The 25,776-nt window shown below is 40.1% G+C and carries 26 protein-coding genes; 11 read left to right on the forward strand and 15 right to left on the reverse strand.

The window, feature by feature from the left end; translation table 11 throughout:
- Window positions 1–18 precede the first annotated feature (18 nt).
- A complete protein-coding gene (locus O9316_RS07705; RefSeq protein WP_298203569.1) occupies window positions 19–405 on the forward strand; it encodes a DUF983 domain-containing protein in 387 nt (128 codons plus the stop codon).
- Here O9316_RS07705 and O9316_RS07710 read toward each other — a convergent pair.
- From O9316_RS07710 to topA, 7 genes are all read right to left on the reverse strand, one after another.
- On the reverse strand, window positions 371–1,441 hold the full coding sequence (locus tag O9316_RS07710; RefSeq protein WP_298203570.1) for an FAD-binding oxidoreductase: 1,071 nt from the start codon (window positions 1,439–1,441) through the stop codon (window positions 371–373). The two genes, O9316_RS07705 and O9316_RS07710, sit on opposite strands and share 35 nt — an antisense overlap.
- A gap of 55 nt (window positions 1,442–1,496) precedes the next feature.
- Window positions 1,497–2,408: a gliding motility protein GldN gene (gene gldN / locus O9316_RS07715; protein WP_298203571.1), complete on the reverse strand. Its 912-nt coding sequence runs from the start codon at window positions 2,406–2,408 to the stop codon at window positions 1,497–1,499.
- Between the two features lie 40 nt (window positions 2,409–2,448).
- A complete protein-coding gene (gene gldM, locus O9316_RS07720) occupies window positions 2,449–3,978 on the reverse strand; it encodes a gliding motility protein GldM (protein WP_298203572.1) in 1,530 nt (509 codons plus the stop codon).
- A gap of 53 nt (window positions 3,979–4,031) precedes the next feature.
- Entirely contained in the window at window positions 4,032–4,661 is a 630-nt protein-coding gene (gldL, locus tag O9316_RS07725; RefSeq protein WP_298203573.1) for a gliding motility protein GldL, read from the reverse strand.
- Window positions 4,662–4,722: 61 nt separating this feature from the next.
- Complete coding sequence (gene gldK, locus O9316_RS07730; RefSeq protein ID WP_298203574.1) at window positions 4,723–6,135, reverse strand: gliding motility lipoprotein GldK; 1,413 nt, start codon at window positions 6,133–6,135, stop codon at window positions 4,723–4,725.
- Between the two features lie 220 nt (window positions 6,136–6,355).
- Window positions 6,356–7,507, reverse strand: coding sequence for a formimidoylglutamase (locus O9316_RS07735; RefSeq protein WP_298203575.1), 1,152 nt, complete (start codon window positions 7,505–7,507; stop codon window positions 6,356–6,358).
- A gap of 6 nt (window positions 7,508–7,513) precedes the next feature.
- Window positions 7,514–10,018, reverse strand: a complete 2,505-nt coding sequence (gene topA / locus O9316_RS07740; RefSeq protein ID WP_298203576.1) for a type I DNA topoisomerase — start codon at window positions 10,016–10,018, stop codon at window positions 7,514–7,516.
- A 250-nt stretch (window positions 10,019–10,268) separates the two neighbouring features.
- Between topA and miaB the strand changes: the two genes are divergently transcribed.
- From miaB to groL, 9 genes are all read left to right on the forward strand, one after another.
- Window positions 10,269–11,720: a tRNA (N6-isopentenyl adenosine(37)-C2)-methylthiotransferase MiaB gene (miaB, locus tag O9316_RS07745; protein WP_298203577.1), complete on the forward strand. Its 1,452-nt coding sequence runs from the start codon at window positions 10,269–10,271 to the stop codon at window positions 11,718–11,720.
- A 3-nt stretch (window positions 11,721–11,723) separates the two neighbouring features.
- Window positions 11,724–12,227 (forward strand): YcxB family protein, encoded by a 504-nt coding sequence (locus O9316_RS07750; protein ID WP_298203578.1) that lies wholly within the window; start codon window positions 11,724–11,726, stop codon window positions 12,225–12,227.
- A gap of 11 nt (window positions 12,228–12,238) precedes the next feature.
- Window positions 12,239–13,498, forward strand: a complete 1,260-nt coding sequence (locus O9316_RS07755) for a sigma-54 dependent transcriptional regulator (protein WP_298203579.1) — start codon at window positions 12,239–12,241, stop codon at window positions 13,496–13,498.
- Between the two features lie 52 nt (window positions 13,499–13,550).
- Window positions 13,551–14,348 (forward strand): hypothetical protein, encoded by a 798-nt coding sequence (locus O9316_RS07760; protein WP_298203580.1) that lies wholly within the window; start codon window positions 13,551–13,553, stop codon window positions 14,346–14,348.
- 51 nt (window positions 14,349–14,399) lie between these two features.
- Window positions 14,400–14,900, forward strand: a complete 501-nt coding sequence (locus tag O9316_RS07765) for an LptE family protein (protein ID WP_298203581.1) — start codon at window positions 14,400–14,402, stop codon at window positions 14,898–14,900.
- Window positions 14,901–14,902: 2 nt separating this feature from the next.
- A complete protein-coding gene (locus tag O9316_RS07770; protein ID WP_298203582.1) occupies window positions 14,903–15,733 on the forward strand; it encodes a tetratricopeptide repeat protein in 831 nt (276 codons plus the stop codon).
- Window positions 15,734–15,736: 3 nt separating this feature from the next.
- Entirely contained in the window at window positions 15,737–16,099 is a 363-nt protein-coding gene (gene secG / locus O9316_RS07775; protein ID WP_298203583.1) for a preprotein translocase subunit SecG, read from the forward strand.
- Window positions 16,100–16,243: 144 nt separating this feature from the next.
- Window positions 16,244–16,519: a co-chaperone GroES gene (locus O9316_RS07780; protein WP_298203584.1), complete on the forward strand. Its 276-nt coding sequence runs from the start codon at window positions 16,244–16,246 to the stop codon at window positions 16,517–16,519.
- Between the two features lie 42 nt (window positions 16,520–16,561).
- The gene (gene groL, locus O9316_RS07785; protein ID WP_298203585.1) at window positions 16,562–18,190 is read left to right on the forward strand and encodes a chaperonin GroEL; all 1,629 of its coding nucleotides are present in this window, start codon (window positions 16,562–16,564) and stop codon (window positions 18,188–18,190) included.
- A 76-nt stretch (window positions 18,191–18,266) separates the two neighbouring features.
- On the opposite strand, the gene O9316_RS07790 is transcribed toward groL, so the two are convergent.
- From O9316_RS07790 to xrtF, 8 genes are all read right to left on the reverse strand, one after another.
- On the reverse strand, window positions 18,267–18,935 hold the full coding sequence (locus O9316_RS07790; RefSeq protein ID WP_298203586.1) for a VTT domain-containing protein: 669 nt from the start codon (window positions 18,933–18,935) through the stop codon (window positions 18,267–18,269).
- A 156-nt stretch (window positions 18,936–19,091) separates the two neighbouring features.
- Window positions 19,092–19,436 (reverse strand): heavy-metal-associated domain-containing protein, encoded by a 345-nt coding sequence (locus tag O9316_RS07795; protein WP_298203587.1) that lies wholly within the window; start codon window positions 19,434–19,436, stop codon window positions 19,092–19,094.
- A gap of 28 nt (window positions 19,437–19,464) precedes the next feature.
- Window positions 19,465–21,471, reverse strand: coding sequence for a TonB-dependent siderophore receptor (locus O9316_RS07800; RefSeq protein WP_298203588.1), 2,007 nt, complete (start codon window positions 21,469–21,471; stop codon window positions 19,465–19,467).
- Between the two features lie 49 nt (window positions 21,472–21,520).
- Window positions 21,521–21,937, reverse strand: coding sequence for a hypothetical protein (locus tag O9316_RS07805; RefSeq protein ID WP_298203589.1), 417 nt, complete (start codon window positions 21,935–21,937; stop codon window positions 21,521–21,523).
- Between the two features lie 52 nt (window positions 21,938–21,989).
- Window positions 21,990–23,345 carry an MBL fold metallo-hydrolase gene (locus tag O9316_RS07810; RefSeq protein ID WP_298203590.1) on the reverse strand — a complete coding sequence of 452 codons (1,356 nt, stop codon included), beginning with the start codon at window positions 23,343–23,345 and terminating at the stop codon, window positions 21,990–21,992.
- Complete coding sequence (locus O9316_RS07815) at window positions 23,342–24,181, reverse strand: ATP cone domain-containing protein (protein ID WP_298203591.1); 840 nt, start codon at window positions 24,179–24,181, stop codon at window positions 23,342–23,344. Before O9316_RS07815 ends, O9316_RS07810 begins: the two co-directional genes overlap by 4 nt.
- 39 nt (window positions 24,182–24,220) lie before the next feature.
- Window positions 24,221–24,661, reverse strand: coding sequence for an exosortase F system-associated protein (locus O9316_RS07820; RefSeq protein WP_298203592.1), 441 nt, complete (start codon window positions 24,659–24,661; stop codon window positions 24,221–24,223).
- Window positions 24,639–25,193, reverse strand: a complete 555-nt coding sequence (gene xrtF, locus O9316_RS07825; RefSeq protein WP_298203593.1) for an exosortase family protein XrtF — start codon at window positions 25,191–25,193, stop codon at window positions 24,639–24,641. Before xrtF ends, O9316_RS07820 begins: the two co-directional genes overlap by 23 nt.
- A 71-nt stretch (window positions 25,194–25,264) precedes the next feature.
- On the opposite strand from xrtF, the gene O9316_RS07830 reads away from it, so the two are divergent.
- Window positions 25,265–25,720, forward strand: coding sequence for a GAF domain-containing protein (locus tag O9316_RS07830; RefSeq protein WP_298203594.1), 456 nt, complete (start codon window positions 25,265–25,267; stop codon window positions 25,718–25,720).
- Window positions 25,721–25,776: the final 56 nt, after the last annotated feature.

A 25,776-nucleotide genomic window follows, 5' to 3' on the forward strand; every position in this document is an offset into this window, starting at 1 on the left:
GTATCAAATTATTTGCAAATGTTAAAAAAAGGCTGGAAAATCAATAGTATTTTAACAGGAAGTTGTCCTCGTTGTCAAGAAGAAAATATGTATGTGGAAAAAAATCCGTACAAATTGAGTAAAGTATACACCATGCACGAAACTTGTAGTCATTGTCATCTACGTTATGAAATTGAACCTTCCTTTTTCTATGGGGCGATGTATGTAGCGTATGGCGTGTCAATTGCGTTTGGGGTTGCTATTTTTGTCATCACCAAGTTAATACTTGGACTCCCTGCAAAGACATCATTTATCGCATTAGGAATAGGGATTTTGGTCTTAATGCCTATCACTGCGCGCATTGCCCGTAATATCTATATCAACATGTTTGTCAATTACGATAAGGATTGGCGTAAAAATGTTTAAATCGTTTGATATCGACATGAGGGTCTAAAGGTATTCCCAACGCAATAGATTCAAATAACGCCTTTGCCATGGCTGGTGCAAGCAATACGCCGCGGGTACCCATTCCATTTAATATATGCACATTGGAATGCAATGGATGTGTTCCCACAAGCGGACGCCTGTCTTTGACGGTAGGCCGTACGCCTGCATAATGGGCAACTACTTTAAAATCAACATGTAAAAAAGACTTTAATCCTTGAACTAATTCCTCACGTGCTGCAGGAGTTGGCACATCGGTTTTATCATGCCAATCATAGGTGGCACCAACTTTATAATGGTCATTCCCTAGGGGAAAGATAAAGACGCCCGATTTATAAATGGCGTCGAGTTTTAAATCGGGAGCATGAATAACCAACAACTCTCCTTTGGTTCCGTCAAGAGGTAGGGTATGGAAAAAGGGATTTTGAGACAACCCAAAACCTTCGGCAAAAACGATGTGTTTTGCTTTTATTTCATGATACGTGACACTTTCATCTTCGAAAGCTATATCCCCATAATTAAAGCTTTCTCGAATTAGCACCTCCTCTGTTTCTAAGCGGTCATGAAACTGCTGTAGTAGCGTTTTTGTATCGACATAGCCGCAATTTTTAACACTGCCCAATTGAAAGGGCGCTTCAATAGCGGGATGTGTGTTTTGCACTAAAGGAGTTGCAAGGTAAGAATTCAAAGAAGGCTTATCAGCGGCAGAAAACCAATTATTTTGTTCTTCCGCAGAATGAAGTACGCGATATAAAGGCAAAGGATAATCTAATTTACAATTTAGATCAGTCGCGAGTTCACGATAAAATTTGTCGGCACATTGAAGTTGCGCTTGAGCATTCCATATCGAAGTAAACCGTTTGAGCACTACAGGGTTGTAGAGCCCTCCTGCAATTAAGGAGGCGTTTTGAGAGCCATCCTCGAACAATAGGAATGTTCGGTTGTTTTTGCGACAATAGTGTGCAAATGCTAACCCGGCTAAACCGCCTCCAACAATAATATATTCGTGTGTAATCATAAAAAAAACTCCCACCAAAGGTAGGAGTTTCTATGTTTAGAATTGAAATTGAATTTTAGTAATTCCACATATCTTGTTCAAAATTACGAATTTTCTCTTTAACGCGTTCTGACTCTAAGAGCTGGGACTGGGCGTTATCTTTCATGTAATCTTGAATAGTACGGTCGCCATATACGTTTTCTTCTTTGTAGATCACTCCATTAAAACGGCGCGAATTCAACAATTGATCAAAGGTAATCGGCATCGCGGAATTTCGGTCATTGAAAGCTTTGGCTTCGTGCAAAATATTTCGTACGGCTGGAAAATAAACCCAAAATAGTTCAATCGGGTCATTATTTCCACGTGCTTTATCACGTGCTTCCACAGCTAAAGGACAAATAGCCATCAAGCGGTATTTCAATTCACTTTGCCGTTTGTCAAAGTACCAAAACCCTTTCACTTTATACCCAGAAATATCAGAGGCATCTAGTTCCGTTTCATTGATAAACTGTTTATCAAGAACTTTTTTGCCAGACTTATAATCCTCATAATAATTGTTGATTTCGTCTTTACCGGCATCCGTGGTATCAATAAATTTAAATACTGATTCCATATCTTTCAATGACTTTTTGATATTAAAATAGTCATCTCCATAAACTTCAGTGATTTTACCATCTTTGATTCCTTTTAGCAAAACAGCAAATAGGGAACGACGTTCTTTTCCAACAAACGCTGTATCCACAGGGTAGTAAAGTGGGAAATTCACGCGTTCGTCCAAGTCAATGTTTTCCCAAATCATTTTACCCATCAATACATCGCGATCGTGTACATAACCATAGGGTAATGGTTTGTCATTATCGGATTCCAATTGAGCGGCAGTTTTCTTACCGATTTCATCGGGTGACTTCGCGTTCAATAAGTTGGACTGAGCGGTTACTGAAGAACCAACTACAGCTAAAATGAGTACTAAAAGGCTTTTCAATTTCATTTTTTCTTTTGTTTATTATACAAACGCTGATGCTAAAGCATTATTGTATTTCGTAAATCGCAGGAGCAGCTGTTTTAACGTCAATTTGCGCACCTTCTACTTTAGACTTGATATCTGAAATAGTCACTTGATCCCCTTTGGAAACACGTGCCAAAGCAGCGATACACTGAGCGTTCAAACGATCACCATTAACCACGATAGAAGCTTGACCAGGTACTTTGAACACAAACTGGGTTACACGGAATTTCAAGTCATACAAGAAGTCAGGCAAAACCGCTGAAATCTGTGAAGCTTGCAAACGAGACTTAGCCCCTTTTTGTACCCCAGGTGTCCCTCCAATAGCTCCTTGTGGTGCAGGAATGTTTTTGATACGGAAAACTTTTTTATCAGAAACCGTTTTACCATCACCCATTTTTCCAGAAACATTAATGGTTACTTCAGTACCAGAACCAGGATTCAAATCATACTTTCCTTTTCCTACAGAACGAAGACCAGGTGCTGAAGCTGTAACGTTATTATCGGAAATACCTGCAAATGAAATGGTCATTGGATTAGGTAATCCACGGTATACCACATTCATCTTATCTGCAGAAATATTGGCAGAATTAGGACGAGGCACAACAACATAAGTTCCTTCGAAATCTAGTGGTACAGGCTTTCCATCTTCTAAGAATGTAAATTTACCTCCTAATTTATGTTCACCTACTCCACCCGCTGTCATCGAAATAACCGCTTGTCCATTTTCAATTTTTCCAGGACCAGAGAAACTTGTAGGAACAGTGTTTTTGTCGTAACGACCTAAAACTACTTTACCTTTGATGGTTTCCCCTTCAAAATAAGCATTCTTATCCAAAACTACAATCGCTTGGAAGTTCTTCATAGATGCTGCTTCTTTGTAAGCATTTCCTAAGAAAATGTTGTACGATTCATTTTCAATGGTTTTCAAGTCATTTTGCAAAGCTGTCAATTTAGCTACTGAAGCAATGGCTGGAAATCCTTTGTAGTGGTAATCTAAGTATAATTTGTTTACACCTTCTTTGTCTTTGATTTTTTCGGTGCTAAACATCTTATCGATTTTGTTTAAAAGAGGTTGATATTTGGCATCTTTACCAAACAATTCTTTCATTTTATTACGATATGCATCGATACGATCAATGATTTCTTGACCTCTTTTTGAATATCCATCACCTTTGAACCATTTCTCATCAATATTTGATTTATCCATGGATTCGTAAGGTAAAACACCGTTCTCAGGTTTGAAATCTTTTAAGATGTCTTCGTTTTTTACTTGCTCAATAAACTCGTAGAATTCATTAGTAGCTGTATTTACTTGCTTTGATAAAGCTAATGATGCAGCAAATCCTGGATTCTCAGCAGCTTTTTGGCCTAACAATTGGGCAAGCTTCGAATTTTGTTCTGTTTGAGTTGCATTAATACCATTAAACTTTTCATTCATCAAACCAAAAGCCGAAAGCACTTCTTTCGACATGTTTAATGCCAACATCGCGATGAAAACCAAGTACATTAGGTTAATCATCTTCTGTCTAGGGGTTAGTTTTCCTCCTGCCATTTCTTCTAATTAGTTTTAATTCGTTAAAATAAATAATGAGCGTTTAAAACTAATTATCGGTTGCTCATTGCAGATAACATACCTCCATATACAGAATTTAACGACTGTAAGTTGGAAGCTAACGACTGCATTTGATCTTTTAATTTTAAGTTGTTTTCAGCTACTTCGTTGTTGATTTGTGCATTACGCTCCGCAGCTTGTAACTGAACTTGATATAAACTGTTTAAAGTTTCCAATTGCGTAGCCGCTTTGGTCATTTCTTCAGCATATTTTTTGGTAGAAGCTACCGAGTCAACTGTTGGAGAAATTGCTTTTGCAGCCCCTTCAAAGTTTTTGATACTGTTTCCTAAGCTCGCCATCAATTCACCATCAATTTTAGCTTCTTTTAATAAATTGTCTAATTTTTGTGACAACAATCCTTGAGCTTCTGTTGGGTTTTCTTTTTTGTCACGTGGTTTAGCTTGACCTCCTGCTAACTCAGGATACACCAAAGACCAATCCAATTCTTTTTCAGGAGCATCAAAAGCAGAAAGACCGAAAATCAACGCTTCTGTACTTAACCCGATGATCAACATCAAACTTGCTCCAGGCCAGTGCATCAATTTGAACAACGCTCCAATAATTACAACAGCTGCACCCATACCGTAGGTGAAATTCATAACTCTAGGTGGTAATAGTCCCATAATAATAATAATTTAGTTAGTTAAGTTTAATATAATTAAGTTAGTTAATATACAATTCTAATTAGCGACGTCTTCCCGCTTTTCCAGCATTACCCGTCACTTGTGTACCCATGTAATCTTGAACGGTACGGAACCCGATGTAACTACGCGCTGTATCTTGGTATTCGCAATCACGTGTTCCTACTTGAAGGAAGTAGGCCACATCTTTCCACGAACCCCCACGTACTACTTTACGTTTATTGGATGTATCAGGTACATTAGGATTCATTGTTGAAACATATCCATAAGCTGCGGCGTCATAGGATGAATCGGTCCACTCCGCTACGTTACCTGACATGTTATACAAGTTATATCCGTTGGGTTCAAATGATTTAGCTTCTACGGTATACAAAGCTTGGTCTGCGGCATAGTCTCCACGATTCGGCTTAAAGTTAGCCATAAAACAACCGCGATCGTTTTTAGCATAAGGCCCTCCCCAAGGGTAGGTTGCTGATTCTAGACCTCCACGGGCAGCGTATTCCCACTCAGCTTCAGTTGGCAAACGGAATGAGTTCACTAAATCTCTCCCTTTTTTCTTGGATTTGATATACACGTTTTTGTTTAACGTTCTCCAAGCACAGAATGCTTTCGCTTGTTTCCAGTTCACCCCTACTACCGGATAATCACCATACGCTTGGTGCCAGAAGTAATCATTATGCATTGGCTCATTGTAGGAATATGCAAAATCTTTAATCCAAACTGTAGTATCTGGATACACTCTCGTTTTTTCGTTGCGGATGAACTTGCTGCGTTTTCCTACTTTAGCTTTTGCTGCTGCTTGAATATCCATCCAAGAATAACGGAATTCCAACTTATTGACATCAATTGTACGCAAACCGTTATAAGATTCTGTAGCTGGCAAGTACATTGAATCCATAACCTCTACATAATACTCATCAGGATACTTTTTGGTGTCGGTAATCAATTTTACTTTTCGGTTCAAACGACGACCTGCATACGGATCATCAGCAGTACCCACACTGTAATAATTCTCGTACATGTATTTATCGTAAGGCGTCATTTTCGCTGGATCTTGATCTGCGAAAGCGAAATCACCGATGCTTCCACCGCCTTTTCCACCTTTACCGGCTCCTGGCTTCACACCTACCTCATCGGCTAAGATGGCTAAACGCACACGAATGATAGAATCCTTAACCCATTCTACAAACTGACGGTATTCACTGTTTGTGATTTCAGTTTCGTCCATATAAAAGGAACGAACGGTCACTGTTTTCGTAGGTGCATCTTGTACATTAGCTAAATCATCATCTGATTTACCCATGATAAAAGCTCCACCGGGAACTAATGTCATTCCGTAGGGTTTTTCAGGATGCCATTTTTTACCCTTAACTCCTACTAATTCGCCCTTGTCACTGGACTTCCCACAGCTGGCTAATAGGGTTAAAACAGATGCAAACGCAATGAACTTCTTCATATAACTTGGGTTAATTTATGTTATTTTTTTTGAGGCCGTAAACCTATCTATTATTTTTCAAAAAAACAATTATTTGCTTCTTAAAATTTTTTTCACAAATCAAAAATACAACTAAAGTTGAATTGACAATGAAAAAGTGTCGATTAAGTGCATTTTTTTATCGCTAAAAAGCAATTTTGGTGTTTTTTGAAATATTTTTCTTACAAATATTACTTAATTTTTATAAAATACTCTTTCGTTGTGCTTTCCACCAGCGTTCCGGGAACTCTTGATTGCAAGCCGCCAAATAATCGTCATGAGTACAGGGCAATAACGTGTTTTTATGAAGCTTATTGTGTATGTTTGAAAAAAATGGAACTTCAATCCACCAACGGTCGGTTTTGTGACTCTTATAAAACACGATTTCTTCACTCTCAAAAGGCACAATATATTTTAAATAGTGCTCTCGACTACCGAAGGGATATTCATTAGAACGGAAATTTACTCCTTCCATAAAATACCAAATAATTTGCGCGATGAGTGGTGCTTCTTGTGCAGTAGCTTGATGGTTAAAAATACCAAAAGCACTTACTTTATCGCTAATGCCTGCATAACGCGCCAAAGCACAAATTTCTTTTCCGTTAAATCCGTTGGGCTGAAAATCGTTAAAATTCCCTGAATCCGAGGATTTCACTGAGGTCATATCCAAACTTACCAAATCGGCATCGCGAAAAACGGGTTCTGCAAGTGCTACTTGTGCGCTTACATCGCCTAATCGATAGGCATCAAAATATAATTTTTCGATTAAATCAATTTCTTCTTGCGAATTGTAATACGTTTGATACCCTACGTTACTGTAATTGAACAAATTTGTAGGCTCTTCCACTATCATTTTGGATAAATATGCCAACGCGGGAATGCTATCATCTTGTTTACCAAAATCAAAACGATTGTCAATCGCCACCAAGTTAACCATTTGTTCCAAATCATCATACCCTCTGTAAACCGCATAGGTAAGATCTTGAGAACCTCCAATGATAATCGGTATAATTTTATTCTTCAATAATTTAGAAACCACCTTTCGCAAAGCATAGTAGGTGTCTTCTGGCGAATTCCCCGGATTAATATCGCCCATGTCGGCTATAATTTTATTCCAATTTCCAGGAAAAAGACGATACAATTGCATTCGTATTTCGGAAAGATCTTCTAGCGCCACATAATTTTGTGCCCCTCTATTTTCGGGAACTCCAATTATAGCTATATCGATTTGGGTGACATCGGGAAATGCCTCTTGGGTGTGAAAAACAACTTTTTGTCCCAATTGTTGCGAAGACAAACGTTTGATATCAATGATCAAATCGGTCTCCAATGGGGTTAGAAAATCAAATTCCATAACCTTTTATTTCTTTTTGGTTGTTGCTGTTTTTTTGGAAGGTGTTTTCTTTGCTGGTGCTTTCTTTGCTGGTGCTTTTTTATCCAACAGGGCTTTGACCTCCTCTAGTGTCAACTTCGCCGCATCTACATCCTTATTTAATTCGATCTTTATTTTACCCTTTAAAATCACGGAACGTCCCCATCGTGCTTTTTCGATACGGATTTTCTCCTCAGGCCATTCTTGAAGCACTTTTTCTTCTTCTTTTTGGAGTTTATCTACAATTAAACTCTGAATATCTTCATCGGAAAGATGGTCAAAATTGTATTTTTTACTCACATTGATAAACATCCCATTCCATTTGATGAAAGGTCCGAAGCGCCCCACTCCTTTTTGAACGGGCAGCCCATCGTAAACCCCAATTGGGGCATCGGCTTGATTCTTTTCATCAATTAATTGTTGTGCCAACTCCATAGTTGCATCCATAGGATCCATTCCTTTGGGGAGCGAAATAAACTGTTTCCCAAAACGTACATAGGGTCCGAATCGTCCATTATTGACTTCTATTTCTTCTCCTTGATATACCCCTAATTTTTTAGGCAACTCAAACAAGTTCAACACTTCCTCAAGTGTAATGGTACTGATATTCTGATCTTGACGCAAACTTGCGAATTGTTTGGCCGTATCTTCTGCATCGCCAATTTGTGCCATGGGTCCAAATTTACCCAAACGCACCGAAACGGGTTTTCCTGATTTGGGATCCGTACCCAAAATTCGTTCTCCACTTTCACGATCGGCATTTTGCTCCACATCGACCACATTGGGATGAAAATGCTGGTAAAAATCATTCATCATCGCCGCCCAATCGCGGTTGCCTTCCGCAATTTCATCAAAATCTTGCTCTACTTTAGCTGTAAAATTATAGTCGAGTATCGTCTCAAAGTTTTTTACCAAGAAATCATTCACGATAATCCCAATATCGGTGGGCACTAACTTCCCTTTATCTGACCCTACATTTTCGGTCAACGTTTGCGTAATAACCTGACTTTCTTTCAATACTAATTGCTGGTATTTTCGCTCTTGTCCCTCAAAACTTCCTTTCTCAACATAATTTCTTCCCATAATAGTAGAAATCGTCGGAGCATAGGTTGAAGGGCGTCCAATACCTAACTCTTCTAATTTTTTTACCAAAGAAGCTTCCGTATAGCGACTTGGTGGTCTTGAAAATCGTTCGGTTGCCGTAATGAGTTGATTGCGCATACGTTCTCCCACTTTCATGGCAGGCAACATTCCTTCTTGCTCATCTTCTTCATCATCATGTCCTTCCAAGTAGACTTTTAAAAACCCTTCAAATTTGATCACTTCTCCAGAAGCAATAAAGGGTTCTGAATGGGTACTGGCCACTATTTTAGCTTGGGTGCGTTCCAATTCGGCATCACTCATTTGTGAAGCAAGAGTGCGTTTCCAAATCAAATCATACAATCGGGCTTGATCGCGGTCCAAATCGACCGAATGACGTGACATATCCGTAGGGCGTATTGCTTCGTGAGCTTCTTGTGCGCCTTTGGACTTGGTATTAAAATTTCTTGGCTTGCTAAACTCAGGACCATAATATCTTGAGATTTCCGCTTTGGCTGCTGCCATCGCCTCTTGCGATAAGTTTACACTGTCGGTTCGCATGTAGGTAATCAAACCCGCTTCGTAAAGGCGTTGGGCAATTTGCATGGTAATTCCCACAGGAAGGTATAGCTTACGTGCCGCTTCTTGTTGCAAGGTTGACGTCGTAAAGGGAGCCGCCGGTGATTTTTTGGCGGGCTTCGTTTCTAGTTCGCCTACTTTATATTCGGCCCCGATATTTTGAGATAAAAATTGGGCAGCTTGTTCTTGGCTTGAAAAGTTTTTTGCCAATTTCGTTTTGACCACTTTTCCTTTTTCGTTGACAAATTCAGCCGCTATACTATAAAAGGGTTCCGCCTTAAAAGCCTGAATTTCTCGTTCCCGTTCGACAATTAAGCGAACCGATACCGACTGGACACGTCCTGCTGAAAGTCCCCCTTTTACTTTTTTCCATAATACAGGAGACAGCTCATACCCTACCAAACGGTCGAGTACACGACGAGCTTGTTGTGCATTGACCAAATTATAATCGATACCTCGTGGGTTTTCGATCGCTTTTTGAATGGCCGTTTTGGTAATTTCATGAAAAACAATGCGTTTTGTCTTTTGGTGATCCAACTTCAATTCTTCGGCCAAATGCCAGGAAATCGCTTCTCCTTCACGGTCTTCATCGGAAGCCAACCACACTATTTCGGCCGATTTAGCAAGATCTTTGAGTTTTTTAACCAAGGCTTTCTTGTCGGGAGAAACTTCGTATTTGGGTTTGAAGCCATTGGCAACGTCAACGCCTATTTCCTTGGAAGGCAAATCGGCAATATGTCCATAACTCGACTCCACCTGAAAATCTTTCCCAAGAAATTTTTCAATGGTTTTGGCCTTGGCAGGCGACTCTACAATCACTAAATTTTTTGCCATTCATTGTTTTGTTTGGGGCAAAAGTAGGTGTTTTTTTTAAATTCCAAGAGTAAGCGTTTTCAAATGCCTTGGTTTGCTTTGTCAAACGACAGTGAATTAAAAGGTGTATTTATCTATTTTTTGAACCATAACTTTAGTAATTGGTAGTAAAACAGCTTCCTCTTTAGATTAACACTGCCATCTTGTCATATTTTTGATTTTAGTATTATCTTTGCAGTCCGTTTTTACGTAATTGAACGGCACAAGGTCGATGGAAAAAGAAATTAACGAAAGTATACAAGGACAAAGTTTGATTCTCGACGAACGTCAAGGGAACACCAAAAAAATGTTTATCGAAAGTTACGGCTGTCAAATGAATTTTTCGGACAGTGAGATTGTGGCCTCTATTTTGGCCAATGAAGGGTACAATACGACCCAAAATTTGGAAGAAGCCGATTTGGTTTTGGTCAATACTTGTTCGATTCGTGACAAAGCAGAGCAAACCGTTCGCAAGCGTTTGGAGCAATACAATGCGGTAAAAAAAATCAACCCTTCCATGAAAGTCGGTGTATTGGGTTGTATGGCCGAACGTTTGAAAGAAAAATTCCTGGATGAAGAAAAAATCGTTGACATGGTGGTAGGGCCCGATGCCTACAAGGACATTCCAAATCTTTTAAAAGAGGTAGAAGACGGTCGCGATGCCATCAATGTGATTTTGTCTAAAGAAGAAACCTATGGCGACATTGCCCCCGTGCGCTTAAACAGTAACGGTGTGAATGCTTTTGTATCCATCACTCGTGGCTGTGACAACATGTGTACCTTTTGCGTAGTTCCTTTTACGCGTGGTCGTGAACGCAGTCGTGAACCGCAAAGTATTTTGGCTGAAATTCAAGATCTATGGAATAAAGGATACAAGGAAGTAACGCTTTTGGGACAAAATGTGGACAGTTACCTATGGTATGGGGGTGGCTTGAAAAAGGACTTTGTCAAAGCTTCAGAAATGCAAAAAGCGACGGCGGTCAATTTCGCGCAACTTTTAGACCTCTGTGCTACACAGTTCCCAAAAATGCGTTTTCGCTTTTCTACTTCCAACCCACAAGACATGCATTTGGAGGTTATCGAAACGATGGCCAAACACCACAATATTTGCAAGTACATTCACTTACCCGTTCAAAGTGGAAGCACCCGAATTTTGGAAGCGATGAATCGTCAACATACGCGAGAAGAATATATGGCGTTGGTGGATAAAATTTATGAAATCATTCCCGAAATCTCTTTATCCCAAGACATGATTGCTGGCTTCCCGACTGAAACAGAAGAAGACCATCAAAACACCTTGTCCTTAATGGAGCATGCCAAGTACGACTTTGGATTCATGTTTGCTTATTCAGAGCGACCTGGAACATTGGCTGCGCGCAAAATGGAAGATGATGTGCCGGAGGAAGTTAAAAAACGACGTTTGAATGAAATTATCGCACTTCAACAAAAATTAGGATGGGAACGCACCCGCCGTTTTTTAGGACAAGAAGTTGAAGTGTTGATCGAAAAAGAATCCAAACGTTCGGATGCCCATTGGAGCGGACGTAATTCGCAAAACACGGTAGTCGTATTCCCCAAAGAAAATTACAAACCAGGCGATTTTGTGATGGTAAAAGTAACCGATTGTACCTCGGCAACACTTATCGGAGAGGCCGTTGGCTATGCAGAGCGAATGCAATCGTAACCTATGGAAATTCACATTCAATACCGACCCGATCTACAAGAAATGGCTTTGGCTACGCGGTATGTATTGTTTGAAAAGCCGCTTGTGAAAATCTTACTATTTACAGTTGGTATGTTATTGGGCGGCAGTCTTTTTGCAGCGCTGTATTACCGACTTCCTGAATATTGGGTGGCCTCGTTTAACGGTTTGCTCTTGGTAGGCATTGGACTTCTGATTTACGGCTATCTGTTATGGACGTTAAAACGGTCGTTGTTGCATAACCCGAAAAATCAAGAGCTGCACCAATTGCGTTTGAGCGAAAAAGAAATCGAACAAAAAGGAAGCAGCTTTCAGGTAACCCGAAGTTGGCGATCCATATACAGGGTCAAAGAAACCAAACGTTGGTTTTTGATTTACACCCAACACAATTCGGCGCTACCAATATTTAAATCACAACTGCAACCCAACCAAATAGAAGCCATCCGAACGCTATTAAAGACCGTGCCTGTAAAAAAACAATTGCTTTAATTCCTTGACTTATGGAAAGTGTACAAAGTATCAAACAACGATTTGAAATTATCGGAAATGACGCCAAATTGAATCGCGCTATAGAAAAAGCCATTCAAGTAGCCCCTACCGATATTTCGGTGTTGGTGGTGGGTGAAAGCGGTGTTGGAAAAGAAAGCATTCCGAAGATTATTCATTCCCTTTCGCATCGAAAACACGGCAAATACATTGCGGTGAACTGTGGTGCAATCCCTGAAGGCACCATTGACAGCGAACTTTTTGGACACGAAAAAGGGTCGTTTACAGGTGCTACACAAACGCGTGAAGGCTATTTTGAAGTAGCTGACGGCGGCACCATTTTTTTGGATGAAGTAGGCGAATTGCCTTTGACTACCCAGGTGCGTTTATTACGTGTTTTGGAAAATGGCGAATTTATCAAAGTGGGGTCGTCCAAGGTTCAAAAAACCAATGTGCGCATTGTTGCGGCCACTAATGTGAATATGCACGAAGCCATTGAAAAAGGGAAATTTAGAGAAGACTTGTACTATCGTTTAAGTACCGTAGAAATAGGATTACCTCCCCTACGTGAACGCCGCGATGACATCCATTTGTTGTTTCGAAAATTTGCGGCTGACTTTGCTCACAAATACAAAATGCCCCCCATCAAATTGGAAGACAACGCTGTTGGATATTTAGTCAATTACCGTTGGGCGGGAAACATTCGCCAATTGCGCAATGTCGCTGAACAAATTTCGGTACTTGAAACCAAACGGGATATCAGCGCATCTACTTTGGCAGGATACATTCCGCTAGACCAACGCAATTTACCTACTGTGGTCTCGCATAGCAAATCGGAGAGTGATTTTGCTACGGAGCGCGATATCCTTTACAAAGTTTTATTTGATATGAAAAGTGATTTGAATGATTTAAAAAAACTCACTTTAGAATTGATGAAAAACGGCAAAAACGTTCAGGATATTAATCCGAGCTTGATTCAAAAAATTTATGGCAAAGCCGAGGAAAGCACTCCATTTACACCAGAGACTACTGTTGCGGTATACCAGCCTACCGTAGAAACGCATCAAGAGGAATTTCACGATGATGACGCTGAACACAATTATCTTTTTGCCGAAACCGTAGAAGAAGAGGAAGTATTGCGTTTGGAGCAAAAAGAAATCGAATTAATCAAAAAGGCTTTAGAGCGAAACAAAGGCCGTCGAAAGGCAGCTGCCGATGAGCTAGGTATCTCTGAACGTACACTTTATCGGAAAATCAAGCAGTTTGACCTATAAACAGTGGCTTAACCAGAAATACATTTACATTTGAAGCCCAATTTAACCTACCATGAAAAAACTACTAGTTTTAGCAGTACTTACCGTAAGTTTTTTTTCTTGTTCCAACGATAGTGATAACGCGTCTATTGCTAATTCACTTCGAGAAGTTGTCCTTTTCAGAAATTCACCACAAGAATTACATTGGAAATTCAATACCGATGGTCAATTAACGGAAGCCACCAATGGTCAAAATCAGGTCGTTGAGCGTTATACCTACAACAATTTGAATCAAATCACACGCGTAGGACTTTTTACCAATGGCACTGAAACCAACAGTTATACCTTTACCTATGACACTAACGGTATAGTGGCAAGTATCAACGGGAATGCTGTCGTTCACAACACCGCAACAAATACATACACCTATACGCACAACGGTACCGCTCGCTCGGTGACCTTTAATACCGACCGAAAAGCTACCCAAATTGTCGACATGGAAGGTACAGCGTCCACTGGTTACACAATGACCTATCAAGCAGGAAATTTGACCTCCTACACCCGCACTTCGATGACTTCTAATGTGAGTCGTAATTACAATTATAACACAATGATGACCTACCGAACAGAGTTGGGACGATACACCGCTGCTTTGGCCATGGTTAAAAGTTTTATAGAGCCCGAATTTTTAGCTCATGCCTTCACGTCGCAATATGTACCTGAAGAATGTCACCACGGCGCTCCCGCAACGCTTCGCTACAGTTATGGTGTACTTCCGGGGGAACGCTCGTTGCAATTTACTTCAGAAGAATATGTAAATGATACACCTGGGACAATTGCTTCCTATCAAGAGTATTATTACGGGAATTAAACTTCTTCAATTCGAAATATTGCTTTATTTTAGCGGTCTTATCTTTGACTCATGAAAGCATTACGGTGGATTTCTTTATTGGCTTTGCTTGTATTCCTCAACGGTTGTGGAGGATATAGTTTTACGGGGATTCAAACCGACGCCAAAACCGTACAAGTAAAATACTTTCAAAACACGGCACCGCTTGTCGAACCTGGGATTGAACGAATTTTCACCAACAAATTACAAGAGGCCATTCAAAACCAAACGCGATTAAGTTTGACCTCCTCCAATGGCGACTTGGTGTATGAAGGTGAAATCGTGGATTATCGCGTGTCACCAATGACCTCAACTGCCAATTTTACAGCGGCACAAAACCGATTAACCATTACGGTATTGGTTAAATTTACCAACGCCAACAAAGAAGATGAAAATTTTGAAAAACGTTTTTCCTTTTTTCAAGATTATGAGGGAAATGCCCAATTGACGGGAAGCAAACTCACTGAAGTTGTCGATTTCATTTTCAATCGAATTACACAAGATATTATTAATGAATCGTTGGCGAAGTGGTAGGTATGAATAGCACTGATTACATCTATCTACTCAATAAACCTTATGCCATCAACGATCGGCAATTTCGAGAATTGGAACCGATTCTGGAAAAATACCCCTATTTTCAAAGTGCGCGTGTTTTACAATTGAAGCATTTGTACAATCTTGACAGTTACCAATACAACGATGCGTTAAAAAAAACTGCGGCCTACACCCAGGACCGTGGTGTGCTTTTTGACTTTATAACAACAACACAATTTACTACTATAGACAATACGTTGTATGATCGTAAGGTAGCCGAGTTATTGAATATGGAAGTCATTGATTCTGAAGTAGTCGTTGTGCAACCGATGGTCGACCCTTTGCAACAATCCCTTTTAGCTACTATTGAAAAATCGGGAGAAGTTGTACCAAGAGGAGAATCCCAAACTGCTGAGGCGCTCGAGCTTGGAAAGCCTTTGCCATTCAACACCGAGGAAAAGCACAGTTTTCAAAAGTGGCTTCAACTTTCGCGTTTTAAACCTATTGAACGAAAAGAAATCCCTGCTGAATCTAACCCTACAGATACTGCTGCTACACGTTCAAAAAAACTGGAGCTCATCGATAAATTTATAGAGACTAATCCGAAAATACCTGCGATTTCAAAAGAAAGTGCGCTAACTGCGATAGCTATGGAAACGCCCGATAAAAGTTACTTAATGACCGAAACCCTAGCCAAGGTCTATTTGGAGCAAAAAAAGTATCAACGGGCAATTCAAGCGTATGAAATTTTAATTTTGAAATATCCAGAAAAAAGTAGTTTCTTTGCAGACCGAATTGAAGAAATAAAAAAATTACAACAAAATAATCCCTAAACAATGAGCACATTTACAATCTTTTTGGTATTAATTACGATTGTTTGTTTTCTGTTAATCATCGTAGTAATGGTTCAAAACCCTAAAGGAGGAGGATTGTCTTCTGCCTTAGGAGGAACACAACAATTAGGCGGTGTACAAAAAACAACCGATTTCTTAGATAAGAGTACTTGGGTATTGGGTGCAGCGTTGATTGTGTTGGTTTTATTGTCTAGCATGAGCTTTCCGGGTTCTGGTGGCAGTACTGACAAAATCATCGATGCGAGTCAATCAGCAGCGCCAGCTCCTGAAGATGCTAAGGAAGCAAAACCGGGTGATGCCAATACAAAACCCGCAGAGACCCCTGCCACTCCTGAAAAAAAATAATGTAAAGAGTCCCAATTCGGGACTTTTTTTTTGACCTAAAATCCGCTGACAGCCAGACTGAAAAATTGGCAGTTTTTACCCCTTGGCACAATTTCTGAAATAAACGAGGCAAACAAAAAAATAACAAACTAAAAATAATGCATTATGGCTTTAAACATTAAACCTTTATCTGATCGAGTTTTGGTTGAGCCTGCGGCCGCAGAGACAACCACCGCAGCAGGAATTATCATTCCGGACACTGCAAAAGAAAAACCACAACGAGGAACTGTCGTTGCAGTAGGTAACGGTAAAAAAGACCATTCGATGACTGTCAAAGTGGGCGATACCGTATTGTATGGAAAATACGCTGGAACCGAACTTAAATACGACGGTAAAGATTATTTAATCATGCGCGAGGATGACATCCTAGCCATCATTTAAGAAAACAGGATTAACAAATCAAAAATTTAAAAAACGAAAACTATGGCAAAAGATATCAAATTTGACATTGAAGCACGCGACGGATTAAAACGTGGAGTAGACGCTTTGGCCAATGCGGTAAAAGTAACCTTAGGTCCAAAAGGCCGTAACGTAATCATTTCAAAATCCTTTGGCGGCCCTACAGTAACGAAAGATGGGGTTTCGGTTGCTAAAGAAGTAGAATTGAAAGATGCCCTCGAAAACATGGGGGCTCAAATGGTAAAAGAAGTGGCTTCAAAAACCAATGATTTAGCGGGTGACGGAACCACTACAGCGACCGTTTTAGCGCAAGCCATTGTTAAAGAAGGATTGAAAAACGTAGCCGCTGGAGCAAATCCAATGGATTTAAAACGCGGTATTGATAAAGCCGTTGAAACGATTGTAGCCGATCTTGGAAAACAATCCCAGGAAGTTGGAAGCTCTTCGGAGAAAATCAAACAAGTGGCTTCGATTTCGGCCAACAACGACGAAGTGATTGGCGATTTAATTGCAACCGCTTTCTCCAAAGTGGGTAAAGAAGGCGTTATCACCGTAGAAGAAGCCAAAGGAACCGATACTTATGTGGATGTCGTAGAGGGAATGCAGTTTGACCGCGGGTATTTGTCGCCTTATTTTGTGACGAATGCTGAAAAAATGGAAGTGGACTTAGACCGACCGTACATTTTATTGTACGACAAAAAAGTTTCTTCCTTAAAAGAATTGTTGCCTATCCTTGAGCCTGTGGCACAATCGGGTAAACCGTTATTGATTATTGCCGAAGATGTGGATGGAGAGGCCTTATCGACTTTGGTAGTCAACAAATTGCGTGGCGCCTTGAAAATCGCTGCTGTAAAAGCACCTGGTTTCGGTGACCGTAGAAAAGCCATGTTAGAAGATATCGCTATTTTAACGGGCGGTACTGTTGTTGCTGAAGAAAGTGGCTTTACCCTGGAAAATGCTACGTTAGAAATGTTGGGTACGGCTGAAAAAGTAACGATCGACAAAGATAACACGACCATTGTAAACGGTGCTGGTAATGCCGACATGATCAAAAATCGTGTGAATCAAATCAAAGCGCAAATTGAGACCACGACTTCTGATTACGACCGCGAAAAACTACAAGAGCGTTTGGCTAAACTAGCGGGTGGTGTGGCTGTATTGTATGTTGGTGCTGCTTCTGAAGTTGAAATGAAAGAGAAAAAAGACCGCGTTGACGATGCTTTGCATGCAACACGTGCCGCCGTAGAAGAAGGTATTGTAGCGGGAGGTGGTGTGGCTTTATTACGCGCAAAAGCGGCCTTGACTGATTTAAAAGCTGAAAATGCGGATGAAGCGACAGGAATTCAAATTGTTTCTCGTGCCGTTGAGTCGCCGCTACGTACGATTGTGGAGAACGCTGGTTTAGAAGGCTCTGTCGTAGTAGCAAAAGTAGCCGATGGCAAAGGTGATTTTGGATACAATGCCAAAACCGATGAATATGTAGATATGTTGAAAGCAGGTATCATCGATCCGAAAAAAGTGACGCGCGTTGCTTTGGAGAATGCGGCTTCGGTTGCGGGCATGATTTTAACCACGGAATGTGCTTTGGTGGAGATTAAGGAAGAATCCGCTCCAGCCATGCCAATGGGTGGCGGTATGCCCGGCATGATGTAAGATTAAATACATAAGCATAAAAAAATCCGACTGTTGTTTAAGGCAGTCGGATTTTTTAGTATCCTATTTTCTGTGCTTATTTTCGTTTTCGCACAAACTTCATGATCACGGGAACCGTTGTTACCAATACGATCCCGATAACGATGTATTCGATATAATGTTTTAAATCAATATTGAATTGCGTTTTAAACAACTCGTATAAATAATGACCCGCAAAGATCATTGTAACGGACCAAAGGACCGACCCAAGAATATTATAAAACATAAACTTTTTGCGATCCATTTCGACTATACCAGCAATCACGGGAGCAAAAGTTCGTACGATAGGTAAAAAGCGACCAAATACAACGGCTCGACTACCGTATTTATCAAAAAACTCTTTCGATTGATACAAGTACTTTTTCTTAAAAAACAAACTGTCTTCTCGTTTGTACAAGTAGCTACCGCTTTTTTTTCCAAACCAATATCCAAACATATTGCCCACAATTCCCATTAACGCGACCATAGAAGCCAAAATCGTCACGTTAACAAAATCACTACCCGTAGAGAAATCCCGCATTAAAAGTTCGCTATAAATCCCGCAAAGAAAAAGCAAACTATCGCCAGGCAAAAAGAAACCTGCCAGCAATCCGGTCTCGGCAAAGACGATAAACAATACTACATACAGGCCTATTTTTATACCTCCAACTTCCAATAAAATATAAAACTCGGGGTTTAGGAGTTGTCTCCAATCAAAGTGGTCCATGAAATCAATTTTTTGAGGTCGTGAAATTAGGCATTATTTTCCAAAAGGAGTCTTAATTTTTTGGTAGAATCCTATTGCACTTAACACGCTACAAAATCAACAGCAATTGTTCAATTTTATAATGCCTTGTTCATCGACTTCACTCCCTCAATTAATTTAGTTCAAGCGTTCGTATTTACAACAATGGTGTAAGTTTTCATAAACTCCTTCGGGGGCCTTGTAGGAGCCGATAACATCATGCCCAATAGCGGCAATGGCTTTTTTTACACCATCAAGAGTGGTTTTCTCTTCGTTAATGATCAATTGCAACTGGTGGGTTTCAATATTCCATACCGCAGATTTAACTCCTTTAACGGCATAAGCTGCTTTTTCAATGCGCTGTTTACAGGTTTCACAATTGCCATTCACTTCGATAGTATAAGCGGCATTTTTGTTCTTTTTCTCTTGGGCCCATCCTTGAACAGTAAGTAAGGTCACCATTACAATCAATAATTTTTTCATTGTAGTTATGTATTAGGATTTGTTTTATTTATAAGACTTTGTAGCGTAATCCAGTATAAACCATTCGACCAAAAACAGGAGCATAGATAATGGTGGCATCAAAATTGGGTCCGAAGGGCGCATCTGCTCCTAAAATTGCCCGTTCTTGTTGGTAGTTGAATAGGTTTTCTGCCCCCAAATAGACTTCCAAGGATTTGGAAAAAACTCGGGTCAATTGCGCATTAACCAACGAATACGATGGAGAAAAATTACCCAACTGTTCCGATGCAGGATTGTTTCCGGTATAAGGCAATTGTTGAACACCCATCCAGTTGTAGGTGGCGTCCATTTTCCATTGTTGGTTTTTCTCAGTACGGGCTGTTTCATACTCAACATTGGAAAAAAAACGGTGTCCTGCTTGAAGCGGACGTTGAAATCGACCCGACAAATAGTCGGTAGCCACATCATAATATTTAAAGGAGTTGCGAATATTCAACCGATGAATGGGTTCGAAATCAAAATCAACTTGAAGGGTATTAGCATACGAACGCCCCTGTAAATTGTAAAAGATCACCTGTTGCGCATTTTGCATGACATCGACAACCACTTGGTTTTGAAAATCGGTGCGGTAAGCGTCAATAGTAAAAGCGGCGTTTTTATTGAATATGCGAAACTTTTGGGTAAAACTAACCCCGTAATTCCATGCAATCTCTGGATCTAAACCATACAATGAACCGCCTGAATTTTGCACTACAAATTGCCGAGAACTGTTGAATAATGTTTGGTTCTCCGCCCAAATATTGGCCGCTCTTTTACCGCGACCCATCGATAAACGCACTACGCCAAACTCCCATGGATTGTAGCGCAAATGGAAACGGGGTGTAAAAAATACCCCTAAACGATTGTGATAATCGACGCGTCCTCCCAAAATATAACTTAGCGAATTTCCATTGTCGAAAGTGTACTCAAAAAAGGTTCCGATGGCATTATCGATACGACTGTAATCGGTGGCATCCAAGACTTCGGTGTAGCGGTCTAACGTTAGATTGATACCCGTTGAAAATTTGTTGCGAGTATTTTCAATAATGGAGTTAAAAATGAAATTGGAATACAAACTTTGTTGCTTTATGGCATATTCGCGCAACCCAAAATAGGAAGATTGATGATGGTACGAAAAAGCATTTTGAAACCCTAAACTTTGGTACGGCATGCCTTTGAAGACATACCCCGACTTGGTGGATACATCAAAGCGTTCGGTGTTAATTTCGGAGCCCCATTGTTGGGTCGTTCCCCGATGATACTGGGGATGAAAATCGACTTCGCCCATTTGCTTTTGATCATTCAAATACTTTAGGTTAAAAAAAGACACCCACCCGGTTTCGGGATTGGTATACTGCCAACGATGGGTAACATTAAACTGTTGTCCTAAAGGATTATCGAGAAATCCATCATCGTTCATGTCATTTTTCCCTACACGGGCATTGCCATGAATGAACAAACTTGACGCCCAATATTTGCCTAATTTGACATTAAAATGGGTATTCAATTCGTAGCGATTCCCATTATCGGCATAGGCATTGAGGAAAAAGGGAATATCGTTTAATGGTTTTATCAATTCGGTATTGATTTGCCCAGAAATACTTTCGTAGCCATTGACGACACTTCCTGCTCCTTTGGTAATTTGTATACTTTCGACCCAGGTTCCGGGAATAAAGGATAGCCCATAAATTTGAGAAGCCCCTCGAACTGAAGGGATGTTCTCCTCGGCCATAAGGATATAGGGACTAGTTAATCCGAGCATTCGAATTTGCTTGGTACCCGTAAGGGCATCCGAGAAATTGACATCAATAGAAGGATTGGTTTCAAAACTCTCGGCGAGGTTACAACACGCGGCTTTGAGCAACTCTTTGGAGGTTACCACTGCCGTATTGGTGGTTTTGGATAAGGATTTTTGTAGGCTTCGCGATTTGCCTTCTACTTTGACTTCGTCCAATTTTTGTTGGCCATAAGTCATTAAAGAAATACACAACGCTACAACAAACGCAGGTGTTTTCATAAATGCAATAATTTATTATTTGACAAAAAATATTAGGTCAAATAATAAATTAGGCGTAAAAAATAAGCTGGGAATAGCGGTGGTAAAGCGGTGGCCCATGAGCATCACAGTAATACGCCAAAATAGGCTTTTTGCAGACCGTCTTTATTGGTGATAAAACAGGAGAAAAGAAAGCATTATCCCCTCCAAAAGCCAGTAATTCAGGGGTAATATCTTTGACAAGTAATTTTTCGGAAGTGTCTTTGAATTTGAGTTTTTTGTCTTTGCAACAAGCCATTTTCTTGAAATTTGTTGCATCCTCACCACAACAATTGTCTTCCATTTGCGCTGCAAGTTCAGAGAAACCCATCACGGTTTTAACCGAAACCACTTCCCCTGCACAATAGTGCACATGCAAAGCGACCCCCATTTGGGCAAACCCTATGAAAACTGCTAGGCAAATCGTAAGAAACTTTCTCAAAAACATAGCACAAAGATAGTAACTATAGTCCTATTAAAGGATAATAGAAAGTTAAAAGTCAAATAATCAACGAAGTGCCAAGATGGGGAATATGCACGGGCCATCCGTATGTTTCTTGAATTTTTATGCGCAAGGCATCGGCCGCTTCATTTTCACCATGCACTAAAAAAAGTTTTTGAGGCGGTAACTGTAATTCACTCAACCATTGGAGTAAACCTGTTTGGTCAGCATGTGCAGACAATCCTTCAATTTCGTAAACTGCAGCCTTTACGGGAATATACTTTCCAAACATTTTTAGCTCTTTTGCACCCTCCAATAATTTTCGCCCACGGGTTCCTTCGGCTTGATACCCAACTAAAATTATCGAAGTTTCGGGGCGTTCAAGGTATCGCTCGAGATAACTCAATATTCGTCCCCCAGTTAGCATTCCACTGGCAGCAATGACCACTTTGGGTTGGGCATCATACAGGGTTGCTATAGTATCTTTATAATTGGTAATCGATTGAAACATATGACTCATGGCCTCACATTTTTCTGGAGTCAATTTATGTCCTTTTGGATAAGCTTTAAAAAGTTGCAACACACTAATGCCCATTGGAGTATCTAAAATATATGGGATATTAGGAATACGATTTTCCGTTTTTAATTCCCACAATAAATACATCAAAACTTGCGCCCGTTCCACGGCAAAACTAGGAATCAAAACAGTTCCTTCTTTTTCAAAAGTACTATTGATAACTTTCGCTAAAATATCTTTCACTACCTCAACAGGATGAATACGATTGCCATAGGTACTTTCTAAAAAAATAAAATCGGCTTTTTTGGGTCGTAGGGGTGCTGGCATTAAATCATCTTGCTCACGGCCTATATCCCCCGAAAAAACTAGTGTCTTTCCCTCTGATGTAAGTTGAATCGAACACGCTCCAAGAATATGTCCTGCTTTAAAAAATAACGCAGAAATCTCGGGATCAAGAGCAACTTCGTCGTCTTCTTGAATTGCGTGTAAGTAGGGAAAAACCGCTTCGGCATCTTCTACGGTGTAAAGTGGGCGGGCGACTTCATGTTTTGAAAAACCTTCTTTATTGGCGCGTTCGGCTTCTTCCTCCTGAATTTTGGCACTATCCAACAGTATTAACTTTACAATATCTCGGGTTGAAGAAGTACAATAAATTTTACCCTCAAACCCCTGAGCCACCAAACACGGGAGCCACCCACAATGATCGAGATGCCCATGAGTGAGCAACACATAATCAATAGTTTTGGGTAAAATAGGTAAGGGTTCCCAATTCAACTCCCGAAGATTTTTAAGCCCTTGAAAAAGGCCACAATCAATGAGAATTCGAATTCCCTGCGATTCGATTAAGGTCTTAGACCCCGTGACGGTACCCACCCCGCCTAAAAAAGTTACTTTCATATTGTTAATTTGGTTTTGGTGAGTTCACGAATTTCTTGCAATACATTTTTTATCCGCTGTGGACTAAGTCCGATGGCTTCCAAAATAAAGGATTGATCGGGCAGATCGGAAACCAAAATGATGCCTTGAATCAACACTTTCTCTTTTTCGACTGCCGTTAATGTGGTCAAACAGGTTATAGGGTACAATCGTTCGCGATCGATTAAATGCCGAATATTTTCGTGCTTGGGGTAATCCCAACTTAGTAATGTTAATCCGCAGCATGTACCAAAGGCTAAAGCGTCGGAAGTAAATCGACTGTTGGTTACCAAAATACAAGTTGTAATATTTTGATGTTGCCCCATTAGCTTGTGTGGGAGCGGTTTTATATCATTGAATCGGGAAAGAATATACATAGGCACCTTTACATCTGTGACCGCTGCAGGAGTGGCATGAAACTTACATTCAATCATGGCTGTAATTTCATTTTTTTGAGCGACCACATCGATTTCATGTGTCACACAGGTTCCTTGTAAAAAACAATTTACCTCCGTTTGGTACCCTTGACTTTCAAAAAGTCTGGCAATAAACTTTTCAAAGAAAAAGCCTGCTGGGCCTAACATTTGTAAAGCTCCCTTTAAATTGTATCGTGCCGCATGAGAACTGGATTCTTTTTTGAGCAGAGAAAATGCCAACTTATATATCTTACGTGTACTAATCCCGTCATAAATTGATGCGCTAATTTTTTGCACGACATTGTCTACCAAAGCAGCATCAGCTCCCGAACGAATCATGGACTTCCGAAGCTTTTCACGATCAAAATCAACATAATGTCCCGATTGTTTTACTACTTTCATACCCCTTCAATTATCTATTAAAGGTATGAAATAATCCCGTTATCGATGTTTATTTTGATAAAAAAATGCGGGAATAAAAAGCAACAGAAAAAGGGGTTGAATTAAAAAACGTCGAACGTAAAAAATTAAGAGTTTAGGGGCGTCAGTCGATGAATTGTAGAGTAAAAAAAAAGTTATGCCCAAAATTAATCCTAGACCAACATACAAATACGCTACGAAACGCAACTGTTCGCGTTGGCGAAACACCACAAACAATATCGCCATGGAAATCAACGAGTTTAGTCCGTAGCGCAAGTACAAATGGACTCCATACCGAAAAGAATCTAATGGTGGTAGCGGTAGATTTTGATAATCGCCTTTGAAATAGGTCAAAAGCGGATCATAAAACCATTGCCCCTCTCCTGCTCGAATACACAAGAGAAGACCAACGAGTACGGCAATTAAAAACCATTTTGACTTATTTTTTGGAAGGCCCTGCATACTTTGAAAAATAATTAACCCACGCCATCCAAAGTAAAAAAACAATGCCATATATCACCATTGGAAACAATACGCCATGAAGGGCGTGCTCATAGGTAGGAAAATGATAGAGTGCGATGGCTAGCAATGCAATTCGTAAAATATTGGCTAAATGAATGATCCCGATTCCAAGCGGTATAAACCAAAGGGTTCGTTGCCAAGTTCCGCGAAAAGCAACCACAAAAGCAGCAAATAAAATCATTACACTTACGGCATTACATCCCTCTATTATCCGTGCAATCCAAGTGTTATGATAAAATAATTTAATCCCCGCTTCTTTTGGATTGGGAGCTGTGTAGGCCGTTTCATCAAAAAATTGCAGCACCCATTTGGACTGTTCAGCCACTTGATAAGTTATATAATCCACTTCTTTTTGAGACGAATCATATTGCAGAAGATACCCTTGATACAAAAAGGCCAATGCTGCATACGAAACGATGAATCGCAGTAAAAAAGATAAAAAGGGCCGATAAACCGTGAATACGTTTGCCAAGGGTTGTTTTTAACAAATTTTAGGTAAAAATACGAAAAGCCATTGGTTACTTTTGCAAAAAAATACCGCAAATGCAATTTGAAGATTTACAGCCCGAAGTTGTCTCGATTTTATCGCAACCCGCAAAATCACGGGATGAAAAGTTACACGAACTGTGTGCCCTTTTGAATGAAAAAGTATCCTACTATAATTGGGTGGGATTCTATTTTGCCAATCATGAAACGCGTACCTTACATCTAGGTCCCTATGTAGGCGCTCCAACCGACCATACTGTAATTCCTTTTGGGAAAGGGATTTGTGGGCAGGTCGCCGAATCAAACGCTAATTTTGTAGTACCCGATGTTTCGGCACAAGACAATTATATTGCTTGCAGTTTTACGGTCAAATCTGAAATCGTGGTTCCTTTATTTGTTCGCGGTGAAAACATCGGTCAAATCGATATTGACAGCCATGTGCTTGACCCGTTTTCTGAGGCTGACGAACGTTTCTTGGAGTTTGTAAATCAAGAAGTTGCCAAATTATTTTAAATCCTTTTTTTTATTTGCCAAATTCAAAAATAAGGCTACCTTTGCAACCGAATTGG

It is taken from the genome of Flavobacterium sp. (assembly GCF_027533505.1).
Classification (GTDB): Bacteria; Bacteroidota; Bacteroidia; order Flavobacteriales; family Flavobacteriaceae; genus Flavobacterium.